The sequence below is a fragment of the Pseudomonas sp. B21-010 genome, assembly GCF_024749325.1.
In the GTDB taxonomy this organism is placed as follows: Bacteria; Pseudomonadota; Gammaproteobacteria; order Pseudomonadales; family Pseudomonadaceae; genus Aquipseudomonas; species Aquipseudomonas kilonensis.
The window spans coordinates 4,686,853-4,707,980 of sequence record NZ_CP087198.1 but is presented as its reverse complement, the minus strand read 5'-3'; the positions used below and the strand labels follow the sequence as shown (position 1 = coordinate 4,707,980).

Genomic DNA, 21,128 nt, shown 5'->3' with positions numbered 1-21,128 from the left:
TTTGGTTACTTTCGCGCTTTTCGAAAGTGACCCGCTGTAAGAGCGGAACCGTCAGCAGCCATTACCGAAGAAACGGATATACACACTAAAACCAAAAGCGGGCTCGCCCAAAAGAAGGCGCAAAAAAAACGGCGCTTCCCATTTCCGAAAGAAGCGCCGTTTTTTCAAGCAAGCAGCACCGCGTTTTTCCAGCAGGCTCAAGCGCTATGGTAAGTCGGCAAAGCAAACCGATGCTGGCTCTGCAACAAGGTGATCTGTGGCAACTCGCTAGCCTGTTCAGCCAGGTCACGACGAATCGCGCTGATCGCCCAGGACAACTGATCCCCAGCGTGCAGTTGAGCATAGGAAATCGTGCGTTTGAACAGCTTGCCGTCGCTATTGCGCAAGGTCAGCAGAATGCCGCCATCCGGGCGGGGCTGGGTGGTCACTTCGTAGTTGGAAAACAGGGACGCAAACTTTTCTTGAATCATGTTCATAGTTGACTGCTCCATGGTATGGCAAACCGTGGAGGGGAAGTTGCACTGTCTGTGCCAGCATTCGGCTTTGTGTAAAACCCTTTGAAAACAGATAGTTATATTTTCCCTGTATTTTTGATTTCGTGCATCTTGCATGAATAGCCATCGTGCATCCTGCATTTTGCGTGGTCGGCCAATGATTTTTGGAACCAAATCGTTTTGCGGCGCTCACCCTTCGCCTATATCGGGCAGCGGATACAAAACATTGCAAAAACCGCGTGTACAGCGCCGCAATCGCCGGCGTACTTTCGAGCCAAAATCACCTGCTGCCCGATAACAAGAACCGAGACCCACGCGGTCGAACGGGGAAGATCACCATGAGTCGTACACCCAGCGACGCGATTACCTGGGGCATGATGCTGCGCAAGCTGCCAGCCATTGCCAGAGCCGTCCCCCGGATCGTCAAAGGCATGAAGCAGGCCAACGTCCAGGACCCGACCCAGCCTTGCGGCCTGGGCTGGTGTTTCGAACAGGCCACGCAACGCAATCCCCAGGGCCCGGCACTGCTGTGCGGCGAGACGGTGCTGAGTTATGCACAGGTCAACGCGCAGGCCAATCGCATCGCCCATTACCTGCTGGCCCAAGGCATCGGCAAGGGCGATTGCGTGGCGATATTCATCGAGAACCGGCCACAGCTGTTGATCAGCGTGCTGGCGATGGCCAAGGTTGGCGCGGTCAGTGCCATGCTCAACACCTCGCAAACCGGCGACGCACTGGTGCACAGCCTGGCCCTGGTCAACCCGGTCGCTGTGGTGGTCGGGGATGAACGGGTCGCGGCCTTCAACGACATACGAGAGCGAACCACGCTGTCGAGCAGCAGGACCTGGTGGCTGGCGGATCAGGACAGCGCCGATATCCCGTCCGATGCCCCGTCCGGTTTCATCGACCTGATGGCTGGCAGCGAGGATTACCCAAGCAATAACCCGGCGTGCAGCCGGCAGGTCTTCTGCAATGACCCGTGTTTTTATCTCTACACCTCGGGCACCACCGGGCTGCCCAAGGCCGGGGTGTTTCGCCATGGTCGCTGGATGCGCACGTCCACCAGCTTCGGCCTGATCGCCTTGGACATGCAGCCCGACGATGTCGTGTATTGCACGTTGCCGCTGTACCACGCCACCGGCCTGTGCGTGTGCTGGGGCGCGGCGATCTGTGGGGCATCGGGGTTCGCGATTCGGCGCAAGTTCAGCGCCAGTCAGTTCTGGAGCGACGTGCGCCGTTACCGGGCGACCACGCTGGGGTATGTCGGTGAGTTGTGCCGCTACCTGATCGACCAGCCTGCCGCTGCCGATGACCGTCACCACGGTGTGAAGAAAATGATCGGCAACGGCCTGCGGCCCGGGGCCTGGTCGACCTTCAAGACCCGGTTTGGCATCGACCATATCTGTGAGCTGTATGCCGCCAGTGACGGTAATATCGGTTTCACCAACATCCTGAATTTCGACAACACCATCGGGTTTTCCCTGATGGGCTGGGAGCTGGTGCAGTACGACCATGCCAGCGGCCTGCCGTTGCGCAACCTGCAAGGTCGCATGCAAAAAGTGCCCAGGGGCCAACCGGGCCTGTTGCTGGCGCGGATCGACGAGAAGGCGCCACTGGATGGCTACACCGATCAGGCCTTGACCGAAAAAACCATCTGCAGGGATGTCTTTGCCCCGGGCGACCGTTACTTCAATACCGGAGACCTGTTGCGCAACATTGGTTTCGGGCATGGGCAGTTCGTTGATCGACTCGGCGATACCTATCGCTGGAAAGGCGAAAACGTCTCCACCACGGAAGTCGAAAATGTGCTGCTGCAACATCCGCAGGTGGCCGAGGCGGTGGCCTATGGCGTGGAGATCAATGGCACCAATGGCCGTGCCGGCATGGCGGCAATCACCCCGTCCGAATCCCTGGCGACCCTGGATTTCAGCGAGTTGTTGCAGTTTCTGCAATGCAAGCTGCCTGCCTATGCCGTGCCGCTGTTCCTGCGTATCAAGGTGAAAATGGACACCACCGGCACCTTCAAGTACCAGAAGACCCGCCTCAAGGCCGAAGCGTTCGACCCATGCGTTACCGGGGATGAGCCGATCTTCGCCTGGCTGCCGGGCACCGATACTTACGTGCGGGTGGATCGGCAGTTGGCCGTTCGGATTCAGGGCGGACAATTGCGTTATTGATTCTGGCTATGACGGGCACAGTGAAAAAAGGGATGACAGCGCCCGGGTCCCTCGGGAAACTAGCCGCTTTGCGAAGACCCGAGTGGAGTTTCCCATGTCCGATACAAGCCGCCAGATGACCCCGGAAGAGGCTGCGGAGTTTGCCGAGCAGGTGTTCAACGTCGCACGCCAGGGTGATGCGGCCATGATGGCTGCGTTGCTGAGCAAGGGCCTGCCGCCCAACCTGCGTAACCACAAGGGCGACACCTTGTTGATGCTGGCCGCTTACCACGGGCATGTGGAAACGGTGAAGGTGTTGCTGGAGCACAAGGCCGATCCGGAAATCCGCAACGACAACGGCCAGAGCCCGATTGCCGGCGCGGCATTCAAGGGCGACCTGGCAGTGGTTTCGGCGTTGGTGGATGGCGGCGCGCAAGTGGAAGGCGCCTCCTTCGATGGTCGTACCGCGCTGATGATGGCGGCGATGTTCAACCGCGTGGAAATCGTCGACTACCTGATCGGCAAAGGTGCCGACCCGAAAGCCAAGGATGCCAACGGCGTCTCGGCTCTCGATGCCGCCAGGACCATGGGCGCGGTGGACACCACGGCGCAGTTGGAAAAGTTGTTGGCCCTGTAGGAGCTGCCGAGCGAAGCGAGGCTGCGATCTTTTCCTGACAGTTGAATCTCAAGTGAAAGATCAAAAGATCGCAGCCTCGCTTCGCTCGGCAGCTCCTACGGACCGATATGATGCGTTATCCTGCCCGCCCTCAAAACACCCTTCGCCACAGGATTCACCCCATGAAAGCCGCCCTCATCGAACTCATCGGTAAAATCAGCTCCGGCTGCCTCGGCGAGGCGGACATTGCGAAAATCGCTGACGAAGCGGCCCAGGCCTACGCCGATCCGACGGCTTTCCTGGCGGCCAACCCCGATATCAACTACGACGACACGTTCCCGATCCCGTTGGGTGAGTGGGTCGTGGTGGGCAGCCTGCCGGACACCGTGCTGTTCCAGGCCGACACCTACGTGGACCTGCTCGAACAGATCGTCGCCTCGTTCGGCCCCGGCGTGGCGTTCAACCTCAAGCCCAAGCAACTGGCGAAAACCGAAGCCCTGACCGCGCTGAACCGCATCCAGATCCAGATGAGCAGCCTGAACAAGGAAAACGGCGGCTACGTGCTGATGAACTTCAGCCAATTGCTCGACGATGAATTGCAAATGGTGCTGGTGTACGGCAACGACGTGCCGCGGGTGCTGGAGCTGTGTGCCGAGGTCGGCATTGCTGCCACGCCGTCCCTGGAAGCCCTCAAGGTCGCGGTCCACGTCTGAAGCAATAAAACGGAACCCTTGCCTGGGGCCCGCTATCCTAAGTGTGCACATCACCATTTGGGAGCGACACCATGGGTTCCACTTTCAACGGCCTGGTCGGCCTGATCATCCTGGCGCTCGATATCTGGGCGATCATCAACGTACTCAAGAGTGGCGCGGAAACCGGGATGAAAATCCTCTGGGTGCTGCTGATCCTGCTGTTGCCGGTACTGGGCCTGATCATCTGGGCGATTGCCGGGCCGCGTGGCAACGTGCGGATTTGACACGCTCCACCAAAAAGCCCGGGCGCTGAAGGCGACCGGGCTTTTTTATGCGTGGGGTATTCAGGCCGTAGCCAGGGACTGCTTGCGCGAGGTGCTCAAGAAGCGCAGCAAGGCCAACAGTGGGAAGGCACTGCCGACGATCACCACCCACAACCAGCCGCCGTGTTCGTACACCGCACTGGCAATCGATGAGCCGAAGGCGCCACCGACGAAGATGCTGGTCATGTACAGCGCATTCAGCCGGCTGCGACTCTTGGCATCGAGGGCATAGATGGTGCGCTGGCCCAGGACCATGTTCATCTGCACACAGAAATCCAGGACCACGCCGGTCACCGCCAGGCCGATCACGCTGTAGAGCGGATGGATGAACGTCGGCAGGAAACTCAGGCTGGCGAACAGCATCGCCAGCAGCGAGGCGATGCGGGTATGGCCGGCATCCGCCAGGCGACCGGCGATGGGCGCGGCGATCGCACCAATGGCACCGACCAGGGCGAACAAGGCGATTTCAGTCTGGGACAGGCCATGGTTGCGTGACAGTTCCAGCGGCACGGCGGTCCAGAACAGGCTGAACGTGGCAAACAGGCAGGCCTGGTAGAACGCCCGTTGCCGCAACAGCGGTTGTTGACGCAGCAGGGTGCCGAGCGAGCCCAGCAGTTGGCCATAAGAGGCGCTGTGGTCGGGCTGGCGCTTGGGCACGGTCAGTGCCAGGACGATGCTGATGGCGGCCATCAACGCGGCGGCGATGATGAACATGGCCCGCCAGCCGAAGTGATCGGCCACCACGCTGGAGACTGGCCGCGCCAGCAGGATCCCCAACAGCAGGCCGCCCATGATCCCACCCACGACCCGACCCCGGGTCTCCTCCGGCGCCAGGTGTGCGGCCAGCGGAATCAGGACTTGCACCGACACCGAGCTGAACCCCACCAACAGCGAAACCAGCAGGAATACGTTCGGTTGATCGGTGAACGCTGCCCCTAACAAACTGGCAATCGCCACCACGGTGGTGATGATCATCAGCCGACGGTTTTCCAGCAAGTCCCCCAGTGGCACCAGGAAAAACAGGCCCAAGGCATAACCGATCTGGGTCAGCGAAACGATCAGGCTGGCCATGGTGCTGCTCAGGCCGACGTCGGGAGCGATCAGTTCAATGATCGGTTGGGCGTAGTAGATGTTGGCGACGATGGCACCGCAGCAGAAGGCGAAGAGCAGGACCATGCCGCGGGTCAGCGGGCTGCCGGGTGAGGTAGGTGAATGAGCACTCATGGCAATCTCGTCGATCAATTGGAAGGATGGCGTGAGGCTAAAGACTTAGAGGGGGCAGGAACAGGGCTTGTGGTCGATAGCTGTCATGCCTGCGGTTGATGATAGGCAGCACCACAGGAGATAAGGGAGTGCTCTTGTGGCGAGGGAGCTTGCTCCCGCTCGGTTGCGCAGCAACCGCCAGAATGGGGCCGCTGCGCAGCCCAGCGGGAGCAAGCTCCCTCGCCACAAAAGCCTCCCTACCCACCGATGAATGAAAAAGGCGACCCGGAGGTCGCCCTTTTATTCGAATCAGCGCCTCACTGCCCGCTGTAGATCTGGTCGAAAACCCCACCGTCATTGAAGTGAGTCTTCTGCACCGTGCGCCAGTCGCCGAAGGTTTTTTCCACCGACAGGAAGTCCACTCTCGGGAAGCGGTCGGTGTATTTGGCCAGTACCGCCAGGTCCCGTGGGCGCAGGTAGTTGGCGGCGGCGATTTCCTGGCCTTCGGGCGACCACAGGTATTTAAGATACTCTTCGGCGGCTTCGCGGGAGCCTTTTTTCTCGACGACTTTGTCGACCACGCTGACCGGTGGCTCGGCTTCGGCGGAAACGCTCGGGTAGATCACCTCGAACTGGTCGCGGCCGAATTCGCGGGCGATCATTTCTGCTTCGTTTTCAAAGGTCACCAGCACGTCGCCGATCTGGTTGGTCATGAAGGTGGTCGTCGCGGCGCGGCCGCCGGTGTCCAGTACCGGCGCCTGCTTGAACAGTTTGCCGACGAAGGCCTTGGCCTTGTTCTCGTCACCGCCATTTTTCAGCACATAGCCCCAAGCCGAGAGGTAGGTGTAGCGACCGTTGCCGGAGGTTTTCGGGTTGGGCACGATCACCTGCACACCGTCCTTGAGCAGGTCAGGCCAGTCCTTCAAGGCTTTCGGGTTGCCTTTGCGCACGATGAACACCGTGGCCGAGGTGAACGGCGCGCTGTTGTTCGGCAGGCGGGTGACCCAGTTCTCGGGCACCAGTTTGCCGTTGTCCGCCAGGGCGTTGATGTCGGTCGCCATGTTCATGGTGATGACATCTGCCGGCAGGCCGTCGATCACCGAGCGCGCCTGCTTGCTGGAGCCGCCGAACGACATTTGCACGGTGATGTTTTCGTTGTGCTCGGCCTGCCAGTGCTTCTGGAAGGCTGCGTTGTAGTCCTTGTAGAAATCGCGCATCACGTCGTAGGAAACGTTGAGCAGGGTCGGGGCGGCGTGGGCCAGGCTGCCAAAGGTCAGGCCAGTGGCGAGAAGGGCGGCGCCAAAGAAGTTCTTCACTACGAATTCCTTTTTATCAACGGGGGTTCCGGGCAATTAGCCAGCACACTAGCTGCAAGCCTATAGACCTTCAAGCATCAAAAAGTGCTTTGCTTATTCCAATTTCTTAAACAGCGCATTGCCACAACGGGAGCAGAAAGCGGCACCGTGTTCGTGGTTGTTTTTGCTGCACACCGGGCAGTCGTGCTGGAGCTGGTCGCCGCGCATGGCGGTGGCCAGTTCTGCCGTGAAAATACCCGTCGGCACGGCGATGATCGAATAGCCGGTGATCATTACCAGGGATGACACCACCTGGCCCAGCGGCGTCTTGGGCACGATGTCGCCGAAGCCCACGGTGGTGAGTGTCACGATAGCCCAATAGATGCCCTTGGGAATGCTGGTAAAGCCATGCTCGGGACCTTCGATGACGTACATCAGCGTGCCGAAGACGGTCACCAGGGTCGAGACGCTGACCAGGAACACGATGATTTTCTGCTTGCTCCCCCGCAGCGCCGCCATCAGGTAATTGGCTTGCTTGAGGTAAGGACTGAGCTTGAGCACGCGGAAAATCCGCAGCATGCGGATGATCCGAATGATCAACAGGTACTGGGCATCGCTGTAGTACAGCGCCAGGATTCCCGGCACGATCGCCAGCAGGTCCACCAGCCCGTAGAAACTGAAGGCATAGCGCAGCGGCTTGGGCGAGCAGTACAGGCGCAGGCCGTACTCGACGATGAAGACGAAGGTGAAGCCCCACTCGATACCGGCCAGCAGGGCCGCGTAGTTTTTGTGCACGCTGTCGATGCTGTCGAGCATCACGATCACCAGGCTGGCGAGGATGATCAACAGCAAGGTGCTATCGAAGCGTCGACCGGCGACGGTGTCGGTCTGGAAAATGATCACGTAGAGGCGTTCGCGCCAGTTGTTGCTGCTTTGCATAATCGTCGCCTGAACCGGAATCAGCGAAGCCTAGGGCGATTGCCCTGCAGAGCGCAAGGCGCGCTGTCGAGGTTGGCCTGGCGCCACGCCCGGCCGGTGGCCTGGATCAACCAGCACGCGAGGATGAACGGTGCCGTCAGGGGAGGCAGGCCGAGGGTGATAAAACCTGGGGCAAGCATGAGCGCCAGGAGAATGCCCGCCAGTGGCAGCCAGGCATGGCGGCGCTGTTGGCTGAGGGCCAGCGCCACCAACACCGGGTTGTAGCCACCCAGCCCGCAAAGGGCGGTTACGTTTTCATGTTGCGACAAGGCGAAGGCCAGGCCGGCGGCGGAACCGAACAATGCCCAAACGGCGGCACGACGGTCGGCCAGCAGCAGGCCCGCCGCGATCAGCGCACCCGCCGCCGGGTGGCCAAGAAACATGACCTGGCCCAGACCGCTCAAATGCGCGGCCAGCAGGTTGGGTACTGTCATTTCAATCGAGGTGGTTGGGGGCGGCGGCAGGGTGAAACTCATCAGCAGCCAAGCCAACCCTACAAAAGGCGCGGTGTAGGCGGGCAGGCATCGAGGGCCTCGGGTGCGCTTGAGCCATTGCTGGGTCAGCATCGCGCTGAGACCGCCTGTGGCGAGGATCAACGGTGGCAACAGGACGGACCAGGGCAACGCGAGGCTCAGCAGCAAGCCCAGCAGGATGCCGTTGTAGCTGAACAGCCCGGCTTGCCGGTCGGCCTTGGCGTAACCGCGTCGCTGGGCCGTGAGCAACCCGGCCACCCCACCCAGCAACGCACCGCCGAACAGAGCGGGCGCAGTGAGCAGGATCGCCAGCAGGCACAGCAGGCCGCACAACGGATGGCGCTGGAGGAAGACTTGGCTGAAGCCGTTGAGCAGGGCGGTTGCCCAGTCGGGGCAGGGGGTGTTGGGCATAAGTAGGTGTGTCAGAAGGACCGAGTCGACTTCATCGCGAGCAAGCTCGCTCCCACACTGGACTTGTGGCATTCACAAAACCCTGTGGGAGCGAGCTTGCTCGCGATGGGGCCAGTACAGCCGCTAGATCAGGGTCTCAATGCGCAGCGAATTGGTCGACCCCGGCTGCCCGAACGGCACGCCCGCCGTGATCAGCAAGGTATCGCCGCGCTGGGCCATGCCTTGGGCCTGGGCGATTTCCAGGGCGGTGGAACAGACTTCATCCACTTGCTTCAACCGATCGTTGACCACCGAGTGCACGCCCCAGGCCACTGTCAGGCGGCGAGCGGCCTGCAGGTTCGGCGTGAGGTTGAGGATCGGCACCGTCGGCCGTTCCCGCGCCGCCCGCAGGCTGGAACTGCCCGATTCGCTGTAGTTCACCAGCACCGCCACCGGCAGCACGTTGCTGATACGCCGGATCGCGCAACTGATCGCGTCCGACACCGTGGCTTCGGCTTTCGGCCGGCTGACGTCCAATTGCGCCTGGTAGTCGGGGCCGTTTTCCACTTGGCGGATGATCTTGCTCATCATCTGCACGGCTTCGAGGGGGTAATCCCCTGAAGCGGTTTCCGCCGACAGCATCACCGCATCGGCCCCCTCGGCCACGGCGTTGGCCACGTCGGTGACTTCGGCGCGGGTGGGCGCCGGGGAGAAACGCATCGACTCGAGCATCTGCGTCGCCACCACCACCGGTTTGCCGAGGGCGCGGCAGGTGCCGATGATGGTCTTCTGGATCTGCGGCACGCTCTCGGCCGGGACTTCGACACCCAGGTCACCGCGAGCAACCATGATCGCGTCACTCAATTCGGCGATTTCCCGCAGTTGGGTCACCGCCGACGGTTTCTCGATCTTTGCCATCAGGAACGCCTTGTCGCCGATCAGCGCCCGGGCCTCGCGGATGTCCTCGGGACGTTGGACGAACGACAACGCCACCCAGTCCACGCCCAGCTCCAGGCCGAAACTCAAGTCGCGCCGGTCCTTGCTGGTCAACGGGCTCAGGTCAAGCACGGCCTGGGGCACGTTCACGCCTTTGCGGTCCGACAGCTCGCCGCCGTTGAGCACCTCGGTGTCGATGGCGTCGCTGTGCCTGGCGGTCACGCGCAGGCGCAACTTGCCGTCGTCCAGCAGCAGGTCCATGCCGGGCTCCAGGGCCGCGATGATCTCCGGGTGGGGCAGGTTGACCCGGCGTTGATCGCCGGGCGTCGGGTCCAGGTCCAGACGCAGGGCCTGGCCGCGTTGCAGCAGGACCTTGCCGTCGGCGAACCGGCCGACCCGCAGCTTCGGGCCTTGCAGGTCCATCAGGATACCCAGCGGGTAATTGAGCTGCTGCTCGACCTCGCGAATCCACTGGTAGCGCTGGGCGTGGTCGGCATGCTCGCCGTGGCTGAAGTTCAGGCGGAAGATGTTCACGCCGGCCTGTACCAGCTCGCGAATGTCATCGATGCCGCGGGTGGCGGGGCCGAGGGTCGCGAGGATCTTGACCTTTTTATCAGGCGTCATGTTCGGGGTTCTCGAGGATCAGGATGGCGCGAAAGTCATTGACGTTGGTGCGGGTCGGTTCGGTGACGATCAGCCCATCCAGGGCAGCGAAGTAGCCGTAGCCATTGTTGTTGTCCAACTCGTCGCTGGCGCACAGGCCCAGCGCGGTGGCGCGGCGATAACTGTCCGGGGTCATGAGGGCACCGGCGTTGTCTTCGGAACCGTCGATGCCGTCGGTGTCGCCGGCCAGCGCGTAGATGCCAGGATGACCCTTGAGGCTGTCGGTCAGGCTCAGCAGGAATTCTGCATTGCGCCCGCCACGACCGTCGCCGCGCACGGTGACGGTGGTTTCGCCGCCGGAGAGGATCACGCACGGCGCCGCCAGTGGCTGACCGTGCAGGGCGACTTGCCGGGCGATGCCGGCGTGGACTTTCGCCACCTCCCGGGATTCGCCTTCCAGGTCGCCGAGGATCAATGGGCTGAAACCGGCCTGGCGCGCCTTCACTGCCGCGGCCTCCAATGACTGCTGGGGGCGGGCGATCAATTGGAAGTGGTTGCGGGCCAGGCTTGGGTCGCCGGGCTTGACGGTTTCCGATGCCGGGCTGTGCAACCAGTTGCGCACCGAGGCCGGCACCTCGATCTGGTAGCGCTGGAGAATCGCCAGGGCTTCGGCCGACGTGCTGGGGTCGGCCACGGTGGGGCCGGAGGCAATGACCGTGGCAAGATCCCCGGGCACATCGGAGATCGCGTAGGTGTACACCGTCGCCGGCCAGCAGGCCTTGCCCAGGCGCCCGCCCTTGATCGCCGAGAGGTGCTTGCGCACGCAGTTCATCTCGCCGATGGCCGCGCCGGATTTGAGCAGGGCTTTGTTGATCGATTGCTTGTCGGCCAGGGTGATGCCTTCGGCGGGCAAGGCCAGCAGGGCAGAACCGCCGCCGGACAGCAGGAAGATCACCCGGTCGTCTTCGCTGAGGTTGCTGACCATTTCCAGCACCCGCTGGGCCACGGCCAAGCCGGCGGCGTCAGGCACCGGGTGGGCGGCTTCCACTACTTCGATTTTCTGGCAGGGCGCGCCATGGCCGTAGCGGGTCACCACCAGGCCAGACACTTCGCCCTGCCAGCAGCGCTCGACCACTTGCGCCATGGCCGCCGCGGCCTTGCCGGCACCGATGACGATCACCCGACCGCTGCGGTCGCTGGGCAGGTAGCGTTCAAGGACGTGTTGCGGATGGGCCGCGTCGATGGCTGTGGCAAACAGCTCGCGCAGCAGTTGTTGCGGATCGACCGACATGGCGGGCTCCCGATTTTTATTATTGGCTGAGGCGACTTGGTTACTTGTGGGAGCGAGCTTGCTCGCGATAGCGGTTTTACATTCAACATCAATGCAGGCAGATCCACCGCTATCGCGAGCAAGCTCGCTCCCACAGGGTTCTTTGGTGTGTCAGTTATCGCGGATGGAGAAATTGGCCATGTGCTCCAACCCCTTGATCAACGCCGAGTGATCCCAGTTGCTGCCACCAATGGCCGCGCAGGTGCTGAACACTTGTTGGGCGTTGGCGGTGTTGGGCAGGTTGATGTTCAGTTCCCTGGCGCCTTGCAGGGCCAGGTTCAGGTCCTTCTGGTGCAGGCTGATGCGGAAGCCCGGGTCGAAGGTGCCCTTGATCATGCGTTCGCCGTGCACTTCGAGGATCTTCGACGAAGCGAAACCACCCATCAGCGCTTCACGGACCTTGGCCGGGTCGGCACCGTTTTTCGAGGCGAACAACAACGCTTCGGCTACCGCCTGGATGTTCAAGGCAACGATGATCTGGTTCGCGACTTTGGCGGTCTGGCCATCACCGTTGCCGCCCACCAGGGTGATGTTCTTGCCCATGGCCTGGAACAGCGGCAGGGCACGCTCGAAGGCGGCGCTGTCGCCACCGACCATGATGCTCAGCGTCGCGGCCTTGGCGCCGACTTCACCGCCGGATACCGGAGCGTCGAGGTACTGCGCGCCTTTTTCATTGATCTTCGCCGCGAAGGCCTTGGTGGCGGTGGGGGAGATCGAGCTCATGTCGATCACCACCTTGCCCGCGCCCACGCCCGCCGCCACGCCGTCGGCGCGCAACAGTACGTCGTCGACCTGCGGGGTGTCCGGAACCATGACGATGATGAACTCCGCTTCCTGGGCCACTTCCTTCGGGTTGGCCAACGCTACCGCGCCGCCCGCCAGCAGGTCGGCCGGGGCCGTGTCGTGGTGCTGGGACAGGAACAGGCTGTGACCGGCCTTTTGCAGGTTCAGTGCCATGGGGTGGCCCATGATGCCGGTGCCGATGAATCCGATTTTAGCCATGGGGAAATCCTCTTGTTGTTATCGCTGCTTCAAACCGATGAAGAACTGCTTTTCTGTGGGAGCGAGCTTGCTCGCGATAGCGGTGGGTCAGTGCCGGTGATATTGGCTGTACCGACGTCATCGCGAGCAAGCTCGCTCCCACAGGGGGGAAGAGTGGGTTAGATCGCGTTATGGGTTTTCAGCCAGCCCAATCCCGCTTCGGTGGTGGTCAGCGGCTTGTATTCGCAGCCGACCCAACCCGTGTAGCCGATGCGGTCCAGGTGTTCGAACAGGAAGCGATAGTTGATCTCGCCCGTGCCCGGCTCGTTGCGGCCCGGGTTGTCCGCCAGTTGCACGTGGTTGATCTCGCCCAGGTGCGCCGACAGGGTCCGGGCCAGGTCACCTTCCATGATCTGCATGTGGTAGATGTCGTATTGCAGGAACAGGTTGGCGCTGCCCACCTGCTCGCGGATCGACAGGGCCTGGGCGGTGTTGTTCAGGTAGAAGCCGGGAATGTCGCGGGTGTTGATGGCTTCCATCACCAGCTTGATGCCTTTGGCCTGCAGCTTCTCGGCGGCGTATTTGAGGTTGGCGACGAAGGTTTTTTCCACCAGGGTTTCACTGCAGTTCTGCGGGCGAATCCCCGACAGGCAGTTGACCTGGGTGTTGCCCAGCACCTGGGCGTAGGCGATTGCCAGGTCGACACCGGCGCGGAATTCCTCGACCCGGTCCGGCAGGCAGGCAATGCCGCGTTCACCCTTGGCCCAGTCACCGGCCGGCAGGTTGAACAGCACCTGGGTCAGGCCGTTGGCGTCGAGCAAGGCCTTGAGTTCGGCGGAGCTGTAGTCATAAGGAAACAGGTATTCGACACCACTGAAACCGGCCTTGGCGGCGGCTTCGAAACGGGCGAGAAAATCCTGCTCGGTGAACAGCATGGACAGGTTGGCGGCGAAACGCGGCATGGTGGTCTCCTTAAATAATGTGAACGCACCCCTGTGGGAGCGAGCTTGCTCGCGATGAAGGCAGTACAGCCAACATCACCGGCACTGACCCACCGCTATCGCGAGCAAGCTCGCTCTCACAGGAGGGCGTCGGCAGTCAGTCGAGTAGCGAAATGGCAGTCGGTGCATCGTTGCCCACAAGCGCCAGATCTTCAAATTCATTGACGGCGTTGATCTCAGTGCCCATGGAAATGTTGGTCACCCGTTCCAGGATGATCTCGACGATCACCGGCACCTTGAACTCCTCGATCATCGCCTGGGCCTGGCGCAGGGCCGGCTGGATGCCGGACGGTTCGAACACCCGTAGCGCTTTGCACCCCAGGCCTTCGGCCACGGCAACGTGATCCACGCCATAACCGTTGAGTTCCGGGGCGTTGAGGTTGTCGAAGGACAGCTGCACGCAGTAGTCCATGTCGAACCCGCGTTGGGCCTGGCGAATCAAGCCCAGGTAGGAGTTGTTCACCACAACATGGATGTAGGGCAGTTTGAATTGCGCTCCCACCGCCAGCTCTTCGATCATGAACTGGAAGTCATAGTCGCCCGACAGCGCCACGACCTTGCGGCTCGGATCGGCCTTGACCACCCCCAGCGCGGCCGGAATGGTCCAGCCCAACGGCCCGGCCTGGCCGCAGTTGATCCAGTGGCGTGGCTTGTAGACGTGGAGGAACTGCGCCCCGGCGATCTGCGACAGGCCAATGGTGCTGACGTAGCAGGTGTCCTTGCCGAACACCTGGTTCATTTCTTCGTACACACGCTGTGGCTTGACCGGTACGTTGTCGAAGTGCGTCTTGCGTTGCAGGCTGGCTTTGCGTTGCTGGCAGTCTTGCAACCAGGCGTCGCGGTTTTTCAGCTTGCCGGCGGCTTGCCATTCACGGGCCACTTCGATGAACACCGTCAGGGCCGAGGCGGCATCGGAGACGATGCCCAGGTCGGGCGTGAACACGCGGCCGATCTGGGTCGGCTCGATGTCCACGTGAATGAACGTGCGGCCTTCGGTGTAGACGTCCACCGAACCGGTATGACGGTTGGCCCAGCGGTTGCCGACGCCCAGCACCGCGTCCGACTTGAGCAAGGTGGCGTTGCCGTAGCGATGGGAGGTTTGCAGGCCGACCATGCCGACCATCAGCGGGTGATCGTCGGGGATGGTGCCCCAGCCCATCAAGGTTGGGATGACGGGGATGCCGGTCAGCTCGGCGAACTCCACCAGCAGTTCGCTGGCATCGGCGTTGATGATGCCGCCGCCAGCCACCAGCAATGGACGCTCGGCCTGATTGAGCATCGCCAGGGCTTTCTCTATCTGCACGCGGTTGGCCGCGGGTTTGGCCAGGGGCAGCGGCTGGTAGGCGTCGATGTCGAATTCGATCTCGGCCATCTGCACGTCGAACGGCAGGTCGATCAGCACCGGGCCCGGACGGCCGGAGCGCATCTCAAAGAACGCCTTCTGGAAGGCATACGGCACCTGGCCGGGCTCCAGCACGGTGGTTGCCCACTTGGTCACGGGTTTGACGATGCTGGTGATATCCACAGCCTGGAAGTCTTCCTTGTGCATACGGGCGCGGGGGGCTTGCCCGGTGATGCACAGGATCGGGATCGAATCGGCCGAGGCGCTGTAGAGCCCGGTCACCATGTCGGTGCCGGCAGGGCCCGAGGTGCCGATGCACACGCCGATATTGCCAGCCTTGGTGCGGGTGTAGCCCTCGGCCATGTGCGAGGCGCCTTCAACGTGGCGAGCAAGGACGTGATCGATGCCACCCACCTTCTGCAGGGCGGAGTACAGCGGGTTGATCGCGGCACCCGGGATACCGAAGGCGGTGTCCACGCCTTCACGGCGCATTACCAGAACGGCGGCTTCGATTGCTCTCATTTTGCTCATTATTTTGTGCCTCTTACGTTTTGTAATTGTATACAAGTGGCTTTGCGCAGAGTGTATTCACGGTAAACGGCGCAGGTCAATCCATTTCCTCAAGCAGCTGTTTCATTCGTCGGAAGGCCAGGTTTTGCTGCGGTCTTCCATCGATTAAGGTGCTTTGTGAAAATTATTGTATACAAAAATATGCATTGTTGTGTTCTATTTGTTGTGTTCGGTTTTGCTGAAAGTGAAGCCCGCAAGGCTCTCCCATAACAAAAGAAGGACAGCACCCATGAGCGTTCTAACCTTGAAAATCGCCGTCAACCTGGCCGGGCAAGCCCTTGTCGCCGGTCGTGAAATCAGCGCAGCACCCCTGACCGTCGCGGTCCTGGACAGCGGCGGGCACCTGGTTGCCTTGCAACGCGAAGACGGCGCCAGCCTGCTTCGCCCGCAGATCGCCATCGCCAAGGCCTGGGGCGCCATCGCCCTGGGCAAAGGCTCACGCCTGCTCGCCCAGGACGCCCAGCAACGCCCAGCGTTTTTCGCGGCATTGAACGGGCTAGGGCAGGGCAACGTCGTACCGGCCCCGGGTGGGGTATTGATCAGGGATCAGGATGGGAAGGTGCTGGGGGCGATTGGTGTCAGTGGTGATGTTTCGGATGTGGATGAGCAGGTGGCGGTCAGGGCGGTGGAGGCGCTGCGGTTGAGGGCGGATGCGGGGGGTACTGTTTGATTTTGCGGTGAATTGACTGACGTCATCGCGAGCAAGCTCGCTCCCACAGGGTCTGGTGATCGACACAAAATGTGTGAACGTCGCAAATCCCCTGTGGGAGCGAGCTTGCTCGCGATGACGATCTACCAGACACATCCAGCCAAGAGTCTGTCCGGCATTCAAAAATCTACAGGCCTAGCCTTTGATGACCTGATCATTGGAGAGGCGAAGGAATGCCTGATCTACCTGCTTCACATCGCTTGCACACCGGTCGTTACGGTGAGTTGAATCGAATCTATTTATTGACCACTAAGACGGCAGAGCGAAAGCCGATTTTCAAGGATTTCGCTTTAGGTCGATTGGTCGTTGAGCAATTTAGGTGTGCCCAGGATGAGAGATGGGCGAAGTCATTGGCTTGGGTGATCATGCCTGACCATTTCCATTGGTTGATTGAATTGCAGCAAGGCTCGCTGAATGAGTTGATGCAAAAAACCAAGTCCTTGAGTGCTCGGGCGGTAAACATGTCCACAGGGCACAGAGGCAGCCTTTGGCAACCGGGTTACCACGATCGAGCTTTGCGGCGGGAAGAGGATTTGGTAAAGCTGGCTCGCTATGTTGTGGCAAATCCACTGCGGGCAGGCCTGGTAGAGCGACTTGGCGACTATCCGCTGTGGGATGCCATTTGGCTTTGACTTGAAATCGAGTTGTCTTCAATCGCGAGCGAGCTCGCTCCCACAAGGGCACCGCGGCCCCCTGTGGGAGCGAGCTTGCTCGCGATGAAGGCAGCTCGGTCCATCAGTCGGGCTCACACCCCTTCAACACCAACCGAATAATCGTCTGCGCCGCCGCTTCGTAATCCGCCTCATCGAGCTTGGCCTTGCCGGTCACGGCGCTGATCTGCCAGTCGAAATCGGCATAGGTCTGGGTGGCGGCCCAGATGCTGAACATCAGGTGGTTGGGGTCGATGGGGGCGATCTGGCCGCGGTCGATCCAGGTCTGGATGCAGTCGATGTTGTGCCGGGCCTGGGCGTTGAGTTGGTCCACCAGGTCGGGGCTCAGGTGGGGGGCGCCGTGCATGATTTCGCTGGCGAAGACTTTCGAGGCGAAGGGCAGGTCGCGGGAGATGCGGATCTTGGAGCGGATGTAGTGGCTCAGTACCTCGCCGGGCACGCCGTCGGCATTGAACGGTGTCGAAGCCTGGAGAATCGGCTCGATGATGCTTTCCAGTACCTCGCGGTAGAGGTTTTCCTTGGATTTGAAGTAGTAGTAGACGTTGGGTTTGGGCAGGCCTGCCTTGGCCGCGATGTCGCTGGTCTTGGTCGCGGCGAAGCCCTTGTCGGCAAACTCTTCGCTGGCGGCACGCAGGATCAATTCTTTGTTGCGCTCGCGGATAGTGCTCATAAACCCAGGGGTTCCTTGCCTGTTCTGGCGGTGGCGCATGGTAGCACCGGCCTCGCGCGGCGCTCAAGAATGCCCCTGGTGGCCTGTGTGGCTAATTCGTGCACTCAACTTCGGCGCCAGTGCTTGCCAAGCTGCGTTACCATTCCTCGCCGTAGCGGGCTACGACTCGTCATGGCGCCTTGCCTGGCAAGCACTGGCACTCGAATTTGAGTACTCGAATTAACAGTACAGGCCACAAGGCGCTGCGGCTCGCGGTATGCTGCGCGGCATTATTATTCAAGGAGCCCCTCCATGGCCGGAAGCAGTTTGCTGGTACTGATCGACGATATCGCCACCGTGCTCGACGATGTTGCGCTGATGACCAAAATGGCCGCCAAGAAGACCGCTGGCGTGCTCGGCGATGACTTGGCGCTCAATGCCCAGCAAGTCTCTGGTGTACGGGCCGAGCGGGAACTGCCGGTGGTGTGGGCGGTGGCCAAGGGATCGTTCATCAACAAGTTGATCCTGGTGCCATCGGCGCTGGCGATCAGCGCCTTCGTGCCCTGGCTGGTGACGCCGCTGTTGATGGTGGGCGGCGCCTATCTGTGTTTCGAAGGGTTCGAAAAACTGGCCCACAAGTTCCTTCACAGCAAGGCCGAGGACCAGGCTGAACATGCGCAACTGGTCGAGGCGGTGGCGGATCCGGCGGTCGATCTGGTGGCCTTTGAAAAGGACAAGATCAAGGGCGCGGTACGCACCGACTTCATTCTGTCAGCGGAAATCATCGCCATCACCCTCGGCACTGTTGCCGACGCCGCGCTGACCCAGCAAGTGATCGTCCTGTCGGGCATCGCCATCGTCATGACCATTGGCGTCTATGGCCTGGTGGCCGGGATCGTCAAGCTCGATGACCTGGGGCTCTGGTTGACGCAAAAGCCAGGGCAGACCGCCAAAAGCATCGGCGGCGCCATCCTGAGTGCAGCGCCCTATATGATGAAAAGCCTGTCGGTGATCGGCACGGCAGCGATGTTCCTGGTGGGCGGCGGCATCCTGACCCATGGCGTGCCAGCGGTGCATCACTGGATCGAAAGCGTGACGGCCAGCGCCGGTGGTGCCGGGTTTATCGTGCCGACGTTGCTCAATGCGGTGGCGGGCATTGTCGCGGGGGCGGTGGTGTTGGTCGGTGTGCTGGCGGTGGGCAAGATCTGGAAGACGCTCAAAGGCTAAAACTGACAACTCATAACCCCTGTGGGGGCGAGCTTGCTCGCGATGAGGGCCTGGCATCCAACATTAATGTTGCCTGACAGACTGCTATCGCGAGCAAGCTCGCTCCCACAGTGGGTTTTGGGGTGGCCGAAAGTTATTCGGCAATCTGCAACTTGCGCGACTCGGTGTACACGTAGCGCACCTTCTCATACTCGAATGGCGAGTTCAGTTGCCCGTAGCGGAAGCTGGTCTGGTAGCGCTTGTCCACGCCGCGCAGAAGCAGCAGCTCCGGGTGGTTGGAGCTGACTTCCGAGACGTTCAGGAAGTTGATCGCCGATTCGGCCGTGTAGTCCACCAGCAGGCCTGAGGTGTCGCGCAAGTTCGACGGGCCAAAGATCGGCAACACGAAGTAGGCGCCGCCCGGTACGCCGTAGAAACCCAGGGTCTGCCCGAAGTCTTCGCTCTGGCGCGGCAGGCCCATGGCGGTGGCTGGGTCCCACAGGCCGGCGATGCCGACGGTGGTGTTGAGCAGCAGGCGCGCCGTGGTTTCCATCGAACGCTTGCCCTTGAATTGCAGCAGGCTGTTCATCAGGTTTGGCACGTCCCCCAGGTTGTTGAAGAAGTTGCTCACCCCAGTGCGCACGAAGCTTGGCGTGACGTAGCGGTAGCCATCGACCACGGGCAGGAATACCCATTGGTCGAAGCGATAGTTGAAGTGGTAGACGCGGCGGTTCCAGGACTCCAACGGGTCATAGACGTTCAGGGCGTTGAGGGTCGAGCGCTCGAATTCGCGCTGGTCCAGGCCCGGGTTGAACTTGAGCTTGCTCGACGGCTCCTTGAAGCCGTCCGAATCCACCACCACAGGCGCATTGGCCTTGCTGTTGTCGGCGTGGACCATGCCCGCACTCATTAACGCAGCGATAAGCAGCAGATATTTAGCCACGGAAGAACTCCAGCATGGCGTCGCTGTTGACGCGGTAGTTAAGGTTGCCGCAGTGGCCGCCCAGCGGATAAACCGTCAGGCGATCGCCAAAGGTCTTGCGCAGGAAGCCCAGGTCGCCCGGACCGAGAATGACGTCGTCGGCATTGTGCATGACGGCAATCTTCGGGCTGTCGTGCAGGTAATCCTTCAGCGCGTACAGGCTGACCTGGTCGACCAGTTGCAACAGGCTGCCGCCGTCAGTACGCGCGCGCCACATCGGAATCACCTGCTCGGTGAGGTAACAGTCGAAATCGCATTGCAGCGCGCGCTTGAGGAACGGCGTCAGGCTGGTGCTTTCGGTAATCGGGAACTTGGGCGGGATGATCAGCCCGCGCCGATTGATCAGGTCCGAAGTGAACGCGATGTCGGCCGCCGAGAAACGGAACGAGGTGCCGATCAACATGGCCATCTGCTCGTTGCTCAGGTGTTGCTTGGACTGCTGGAAGTCGTAGACCAGGGCATCGTTGAGGTCGATGTAGCCTTTTTGCTGGAAGTAGCGCGTCAGCTTGTTCAGCACCAGCTCATAGAAGGTGGTGGTGTTGTTGATGCCCTTGACCTCGGTCTGGACCAGTTTGTCCAGGTTGGTGATCGAGGTGTAGAGGTTCACCGGCGGGTTCAGCAGCAGCACCTTCTTGAAATTGAAGCTGCGCCGGGTTTCGTCCAGGTGTGCGACGAAGGCCGCGTCCAGGGCACCTAGGCTGTAGCCGGTCAGGTAATACTCGGTCACCGGCAGCTTGGGGTTCTGCGCGCGCACGGCTTGCATCACCCGGTACATGTCTTCGGCGTCTTCCTTGGAAATGCCTGGCGTGGCGAAGCGCGAAGCGGCGCTCATGAAGTCGAAGCTGGTGGGCGAGGACAACTGCACCACGTGGTAGCCGGCCTTGTAGTAGAGGCGCTTGAGGTATTCATTGATGCTACTGTCAAAGCGCGCACCGGTGCCGGCGATGAGAAAGATCAGCGGCGCGGGTTTGTCCTGGGTGGCCATGCGGTAGGTGAGGCTTTTCACTGGCCAGAAGTTGTCCGGCAGGATGAACTCGCGTTCCGGGCGCAGGGTCAGGCTGTGGTCTGCCTGGTCGATGTCTTCGATCAGCGGCAACTCCGGGCGCAGGTCCGGTGGCGTGGTAGCGATGGTCGCCTCGAACGGGTTGGTCAAGGGGTAGCCATAGCTGGCGGCGTCAATATCTGCCGCCAGCGCGGACGCACTCAGGATAAGGCCGCCGAGAAGGGCAGCGAAGCGCAAGGAACGGAGCATGACTGGATCCCTTAGAGGAAGGTGCCGAATGAGGTTCGCAGGCTATGACCACCGAAGCAGAGCCAAGTGCCATGATGGGCACAAAACAGGCACGGACGGGGCGCGATAGTAGCGGGACGATACACGGTCGTGCGTGCTGGCGGCTAGTTATCTGGCGTTTGCCGGATTTGACCGCTAAATTTCACGTGTGACGGAGCTACAAATGCCCGGAACTGAGAGCTGGCGTTCTGATGTCGTTTCTCGTTGCCTCGACGTCGCAGACAGAGCAGGTTCCGG

The 21,128-nt window shown here is 61.2% G+C and carries 20 protein-coding genes; 7 read left to right on the top strand and 13 right to left on the bottom strand.

The window, feature by feature from the left end; genetic code table 11:
- Positions 1–197 precede the first annotated feature (197 nt).
- Positions 198–476, bottom strand: a complete 279-nt coding sequence (locus LOY50_RS20825; RefSeq protein WP_003204481.1) for a DUF3509 domain-containing protein — start codon at positions 474–476, stop codon at positions 198–200.
- Between the two features lie 356 nt (positions 477–832).
- Between LOY50_RS20825 and LOY50_RS20820 the strand changes: the two genes are divergently transcribed.
- From LOY50_RS20820 to LOY50_RS20805, 4 genes are all read left to right on the top strand, one after another.
- Positions 833–2,671 carry a long-chain-acyl-CoA synthetase gene (locus LOY50_RS20820; protein WP_258689076.1) on the top strand — a complete coding sequence of 613 codons (1,839 nt, stop codon included), beginning with the start codon at positions 833–835 and terminating at the stop codon, positions 2,669–2,671.
- 94 nt (positions 2,672–2,765) lie between these two features.
- Complete coding sequence (locus tag LOY50_RS20815) at positions 2,766–3,287, top strand: ankyrin repeat domain-containing protein (RefSeq protein WP_258689075.1); 522 nt, start codon at positions 2,766–2,768, stop codon at positions 3,285–3,287.
- A gap of 161 nt (positions 3,288–3,448) precedes the next feature.
- Positions 3,449–3,979: a hypothetical protein gene (locus LOY50_RS20810; protein WP_258689074.1), complete on the top strand. Its 531-nt coding sequence runs from the start codon at positions 3,449–3,451 to the stop codon at positions 3,977–3,979.
- A 71-nt stretch (positions 3,980–4,050) separates the two neighbouring features.
- Complete coding sequence (locus LOY50_RS20805) at positions 4,051–4,242, top strand: PLDc N-terminal domain-containing protein (protein ID WP_003204476.1); 192 nt, start codon at positions 4,051–4,053, stop codon at positions 4,240–4,242.
- A gap of 60 nt (positions 4,243–4,302) precedes the next feature.
- Here LOY50_RS20805 and LOY50_RS20800 read toward each other — a convergent pair whose 3' ends face one another.
- The 9 genes from LOY50_RS20800 to gcl all read right to left on the bottom strand — a co-directional run bounded on the left by LOY50_RS20800 (position 4,303) and on the right by gcl (position 15,344).
- The gene (locus tag LOY50_RS20800; protein ID WP_258689073.1) at positions 4,303–5,505 is read right to left on the bottom strand and encodes an MFS transporter; all 1,203 of its coding nucleotides are present in this window, start codon (positions 5,503–5,505) and stop codon (positions 4,303–4,305) included.
- A gap of 296 nt (positions 5,506–5,801) precedes the next feature.
- Positions 5,802–6,800, bottom strand: coding sequence for a sulfate ABC transporter substrate-binding protein (locus LOY50_RS20795; protein WP_258689072.1), 999 nt, complete (start codon positions 6,798–6,800; stop codon positions 5,802–5,804).
- 93 nt (positions 6,801–6,893) lie between these two features.
- Positions 6,894–7,718 (bottom strand): ion transporter, encoded by an 825-nt coding sequence (locus LOY50_RS20790; protein WP_214509640.1) that lies wholly within the window; start codon positions 7,716–7,718, stop codon positions 6,894–6,896.
- Between the two features lie 20 nt (positions 7,719–7,738).
- Complete coding sequence (locus LOY50_RS20785) at positions 7,739–8,641, bottom strand: urea transporter (RefSeq protein WP_258689070.1); 903 nt, start codon at positions 8,639–8,641, stop codon at positions 7,739–7,741.
- A gap of 123 nt (positions 8,642–8,764) precedes the next feature.
- Positions 8,765–10,180 carry a pyruvate kinase gene (pyk, locus tag LOY50_RS20780; protein ID WP_253477042.1) on the bottom strand — a complete coding sequence of 472 codons (1,416 nt, stop codon included), beginning with the start codon at positions 10,178–10,180 and terminating at the stop codon, positions 8,765–8,767.
- Positions 10,170–11,450 (bottom strand): glycerate kinase, encoded by a 1,281-nt coding sequence (locus tag LOY50_RS20775; RefSeq protein WP_258689069.1) that lies wholly within the window; start codon positions 11,448–11,450, stop codon positions 10,170–10,172. Before LOY50_RS20775 ends, pyk begins: the two co-directional genes overlap by 11 nt.
- A 150-nt stretch (positions 11,451–11,600) precedes the next feature.
- Positions 11,601–12,491: a 2-hydroxy-3-oxopropionate reductase gene (locus LOY50_RS20770; protein ID WP_253477022.1), complete on the bottom strand. Its 891-nt coding sequence runs from the start codon at positions 12,489–12,491 to the stop codon at positions 11,601–11,603.
- 158 nt (positions 12,492–12,649) lie between these two features.
- Complete coding sequence (gene hyi, locus LOY50_RS20765; RefSeq protein WP_003204464.1) at positions 12,650–13,432, bottom strand: hydroxypyruvate isomerase; 783 nt, start codon at positions 13,430–13,432, stop codon at positions 12,650–12,652.
- 136 nt (positions 13,433–13,568) lie between these two features.
- Positions 13,569–15,344 carry a glyoxylate carboligase gene (gcl, locus tag LOY50_RS20760; protein WP_258689068.1) on the bottom strand — a complete coding sequence of 592 codons (1,776 nt, stop codon included), beginning with the start codon at positions 15,342–15,344 and terminating at the stop codon, positions 13,569–13,571.
- 268 nt (positions 15,345–15,612) lie between these two features.
- Here gcl and LOY50_RS20755 point away from each other — a divergent pair, with 268 nt between their 5' ends.
- Together LOY50_RS20755 and LOY50_RS20750 are read left to right on the top strand one after the other, a co-directional pair.
- Positions 15,613–16,053: a heme-binding protein gene (locus LOY50_RS20755; protein WP_253477015.1), complete on the top strand. Its 441-nt coding sequence runs from the start codon at positions 15,613–15,615 to the stop codon at positions 16,051–16,053.
- Positions 16,054–16,265: 212 nt separating this feature from the next.
- Complete coding sequence (locus LOY50_RS20750; RefSeq protein ID WP_253477012.1) at positions 16,266–16,724, top strand: REP-associated tyrosine transposase; 459 nt, start codon at positions 16,266–16,268, stop codon at positions 16,722–16,724.
- 103 nt (positions 16,725–16,827) lie between these two features.
- On the opposite strand, the gene LOY50_RS20745 is transcribed toward LOY50_RS20750, so the two are convergent.
- Positions 16,828–17,433, bottom strand: coding sequence for a TetR/AcrR family transcriptional regulator (locus tag LOY50_RS20745; protein ID WP_214509649.1), 606 nt, complete (start codon positions 17,431–17,433; stop codon positions 16,828–16,830).
- A 291-nt stretch (positions 17,434–17,724) separates the two neighbouring features.
- On the opposite strand from LOY50_RS20745, the gene LOY50_RS20740 reads away from it, so the two are divergent.
- The gene (locus LOY50_RS20740; RefSeq protein ID WP_253477009.1) at positions 17,725–18,639 is read left to right on the top strand and encodes a DUF808 domain-containing protein; all 915 of its coding nucleotides are present in this window, start codon (positions 17,725–17,727) and stop codon (positions 18,637–18,639) included.
- Positions 18,640–18,772: 133 nt separating this feature from the next.
- On the opposite strand, the gene LOY50_RS20735 is transcribed toward LOY50_RS20740, so the two are convergent.
- Together LOY50_RS20735 and LOY50_RS20730 are read right to left on the bottom strand one after the other, a co-directional pair.
- Positions 18,773–19,561 (bottom strand): VacJ family lipoprotein, encoded by a 789-nt coding sequence (locus LOY50_RS20735; RefSeq protein ID WP_258689067.1) that lies wholly within the window; start codon positions 19,559–19,561, stop codon positions 18,773–18,775.
- The gene (locus LOY50_RS20730) at positions 19,554–20,852 is read right to left on the bottom strand and encodes a serine/threonine protein kinase (protein WP_253477003.1); all 1,299 of its coding nucleotides are present in this window, start codon (positions 20,850–20,852) and stop codon (positions 19,554–19,556) included. The genes LOY50_RS20735 and LOY50_RS20730 overlap by 8 nt, the downstream gene beginning before the upstream one ends.
- Between the last annotated feature and the right edge of the window lie 276 nt (positions 20,853–21,128).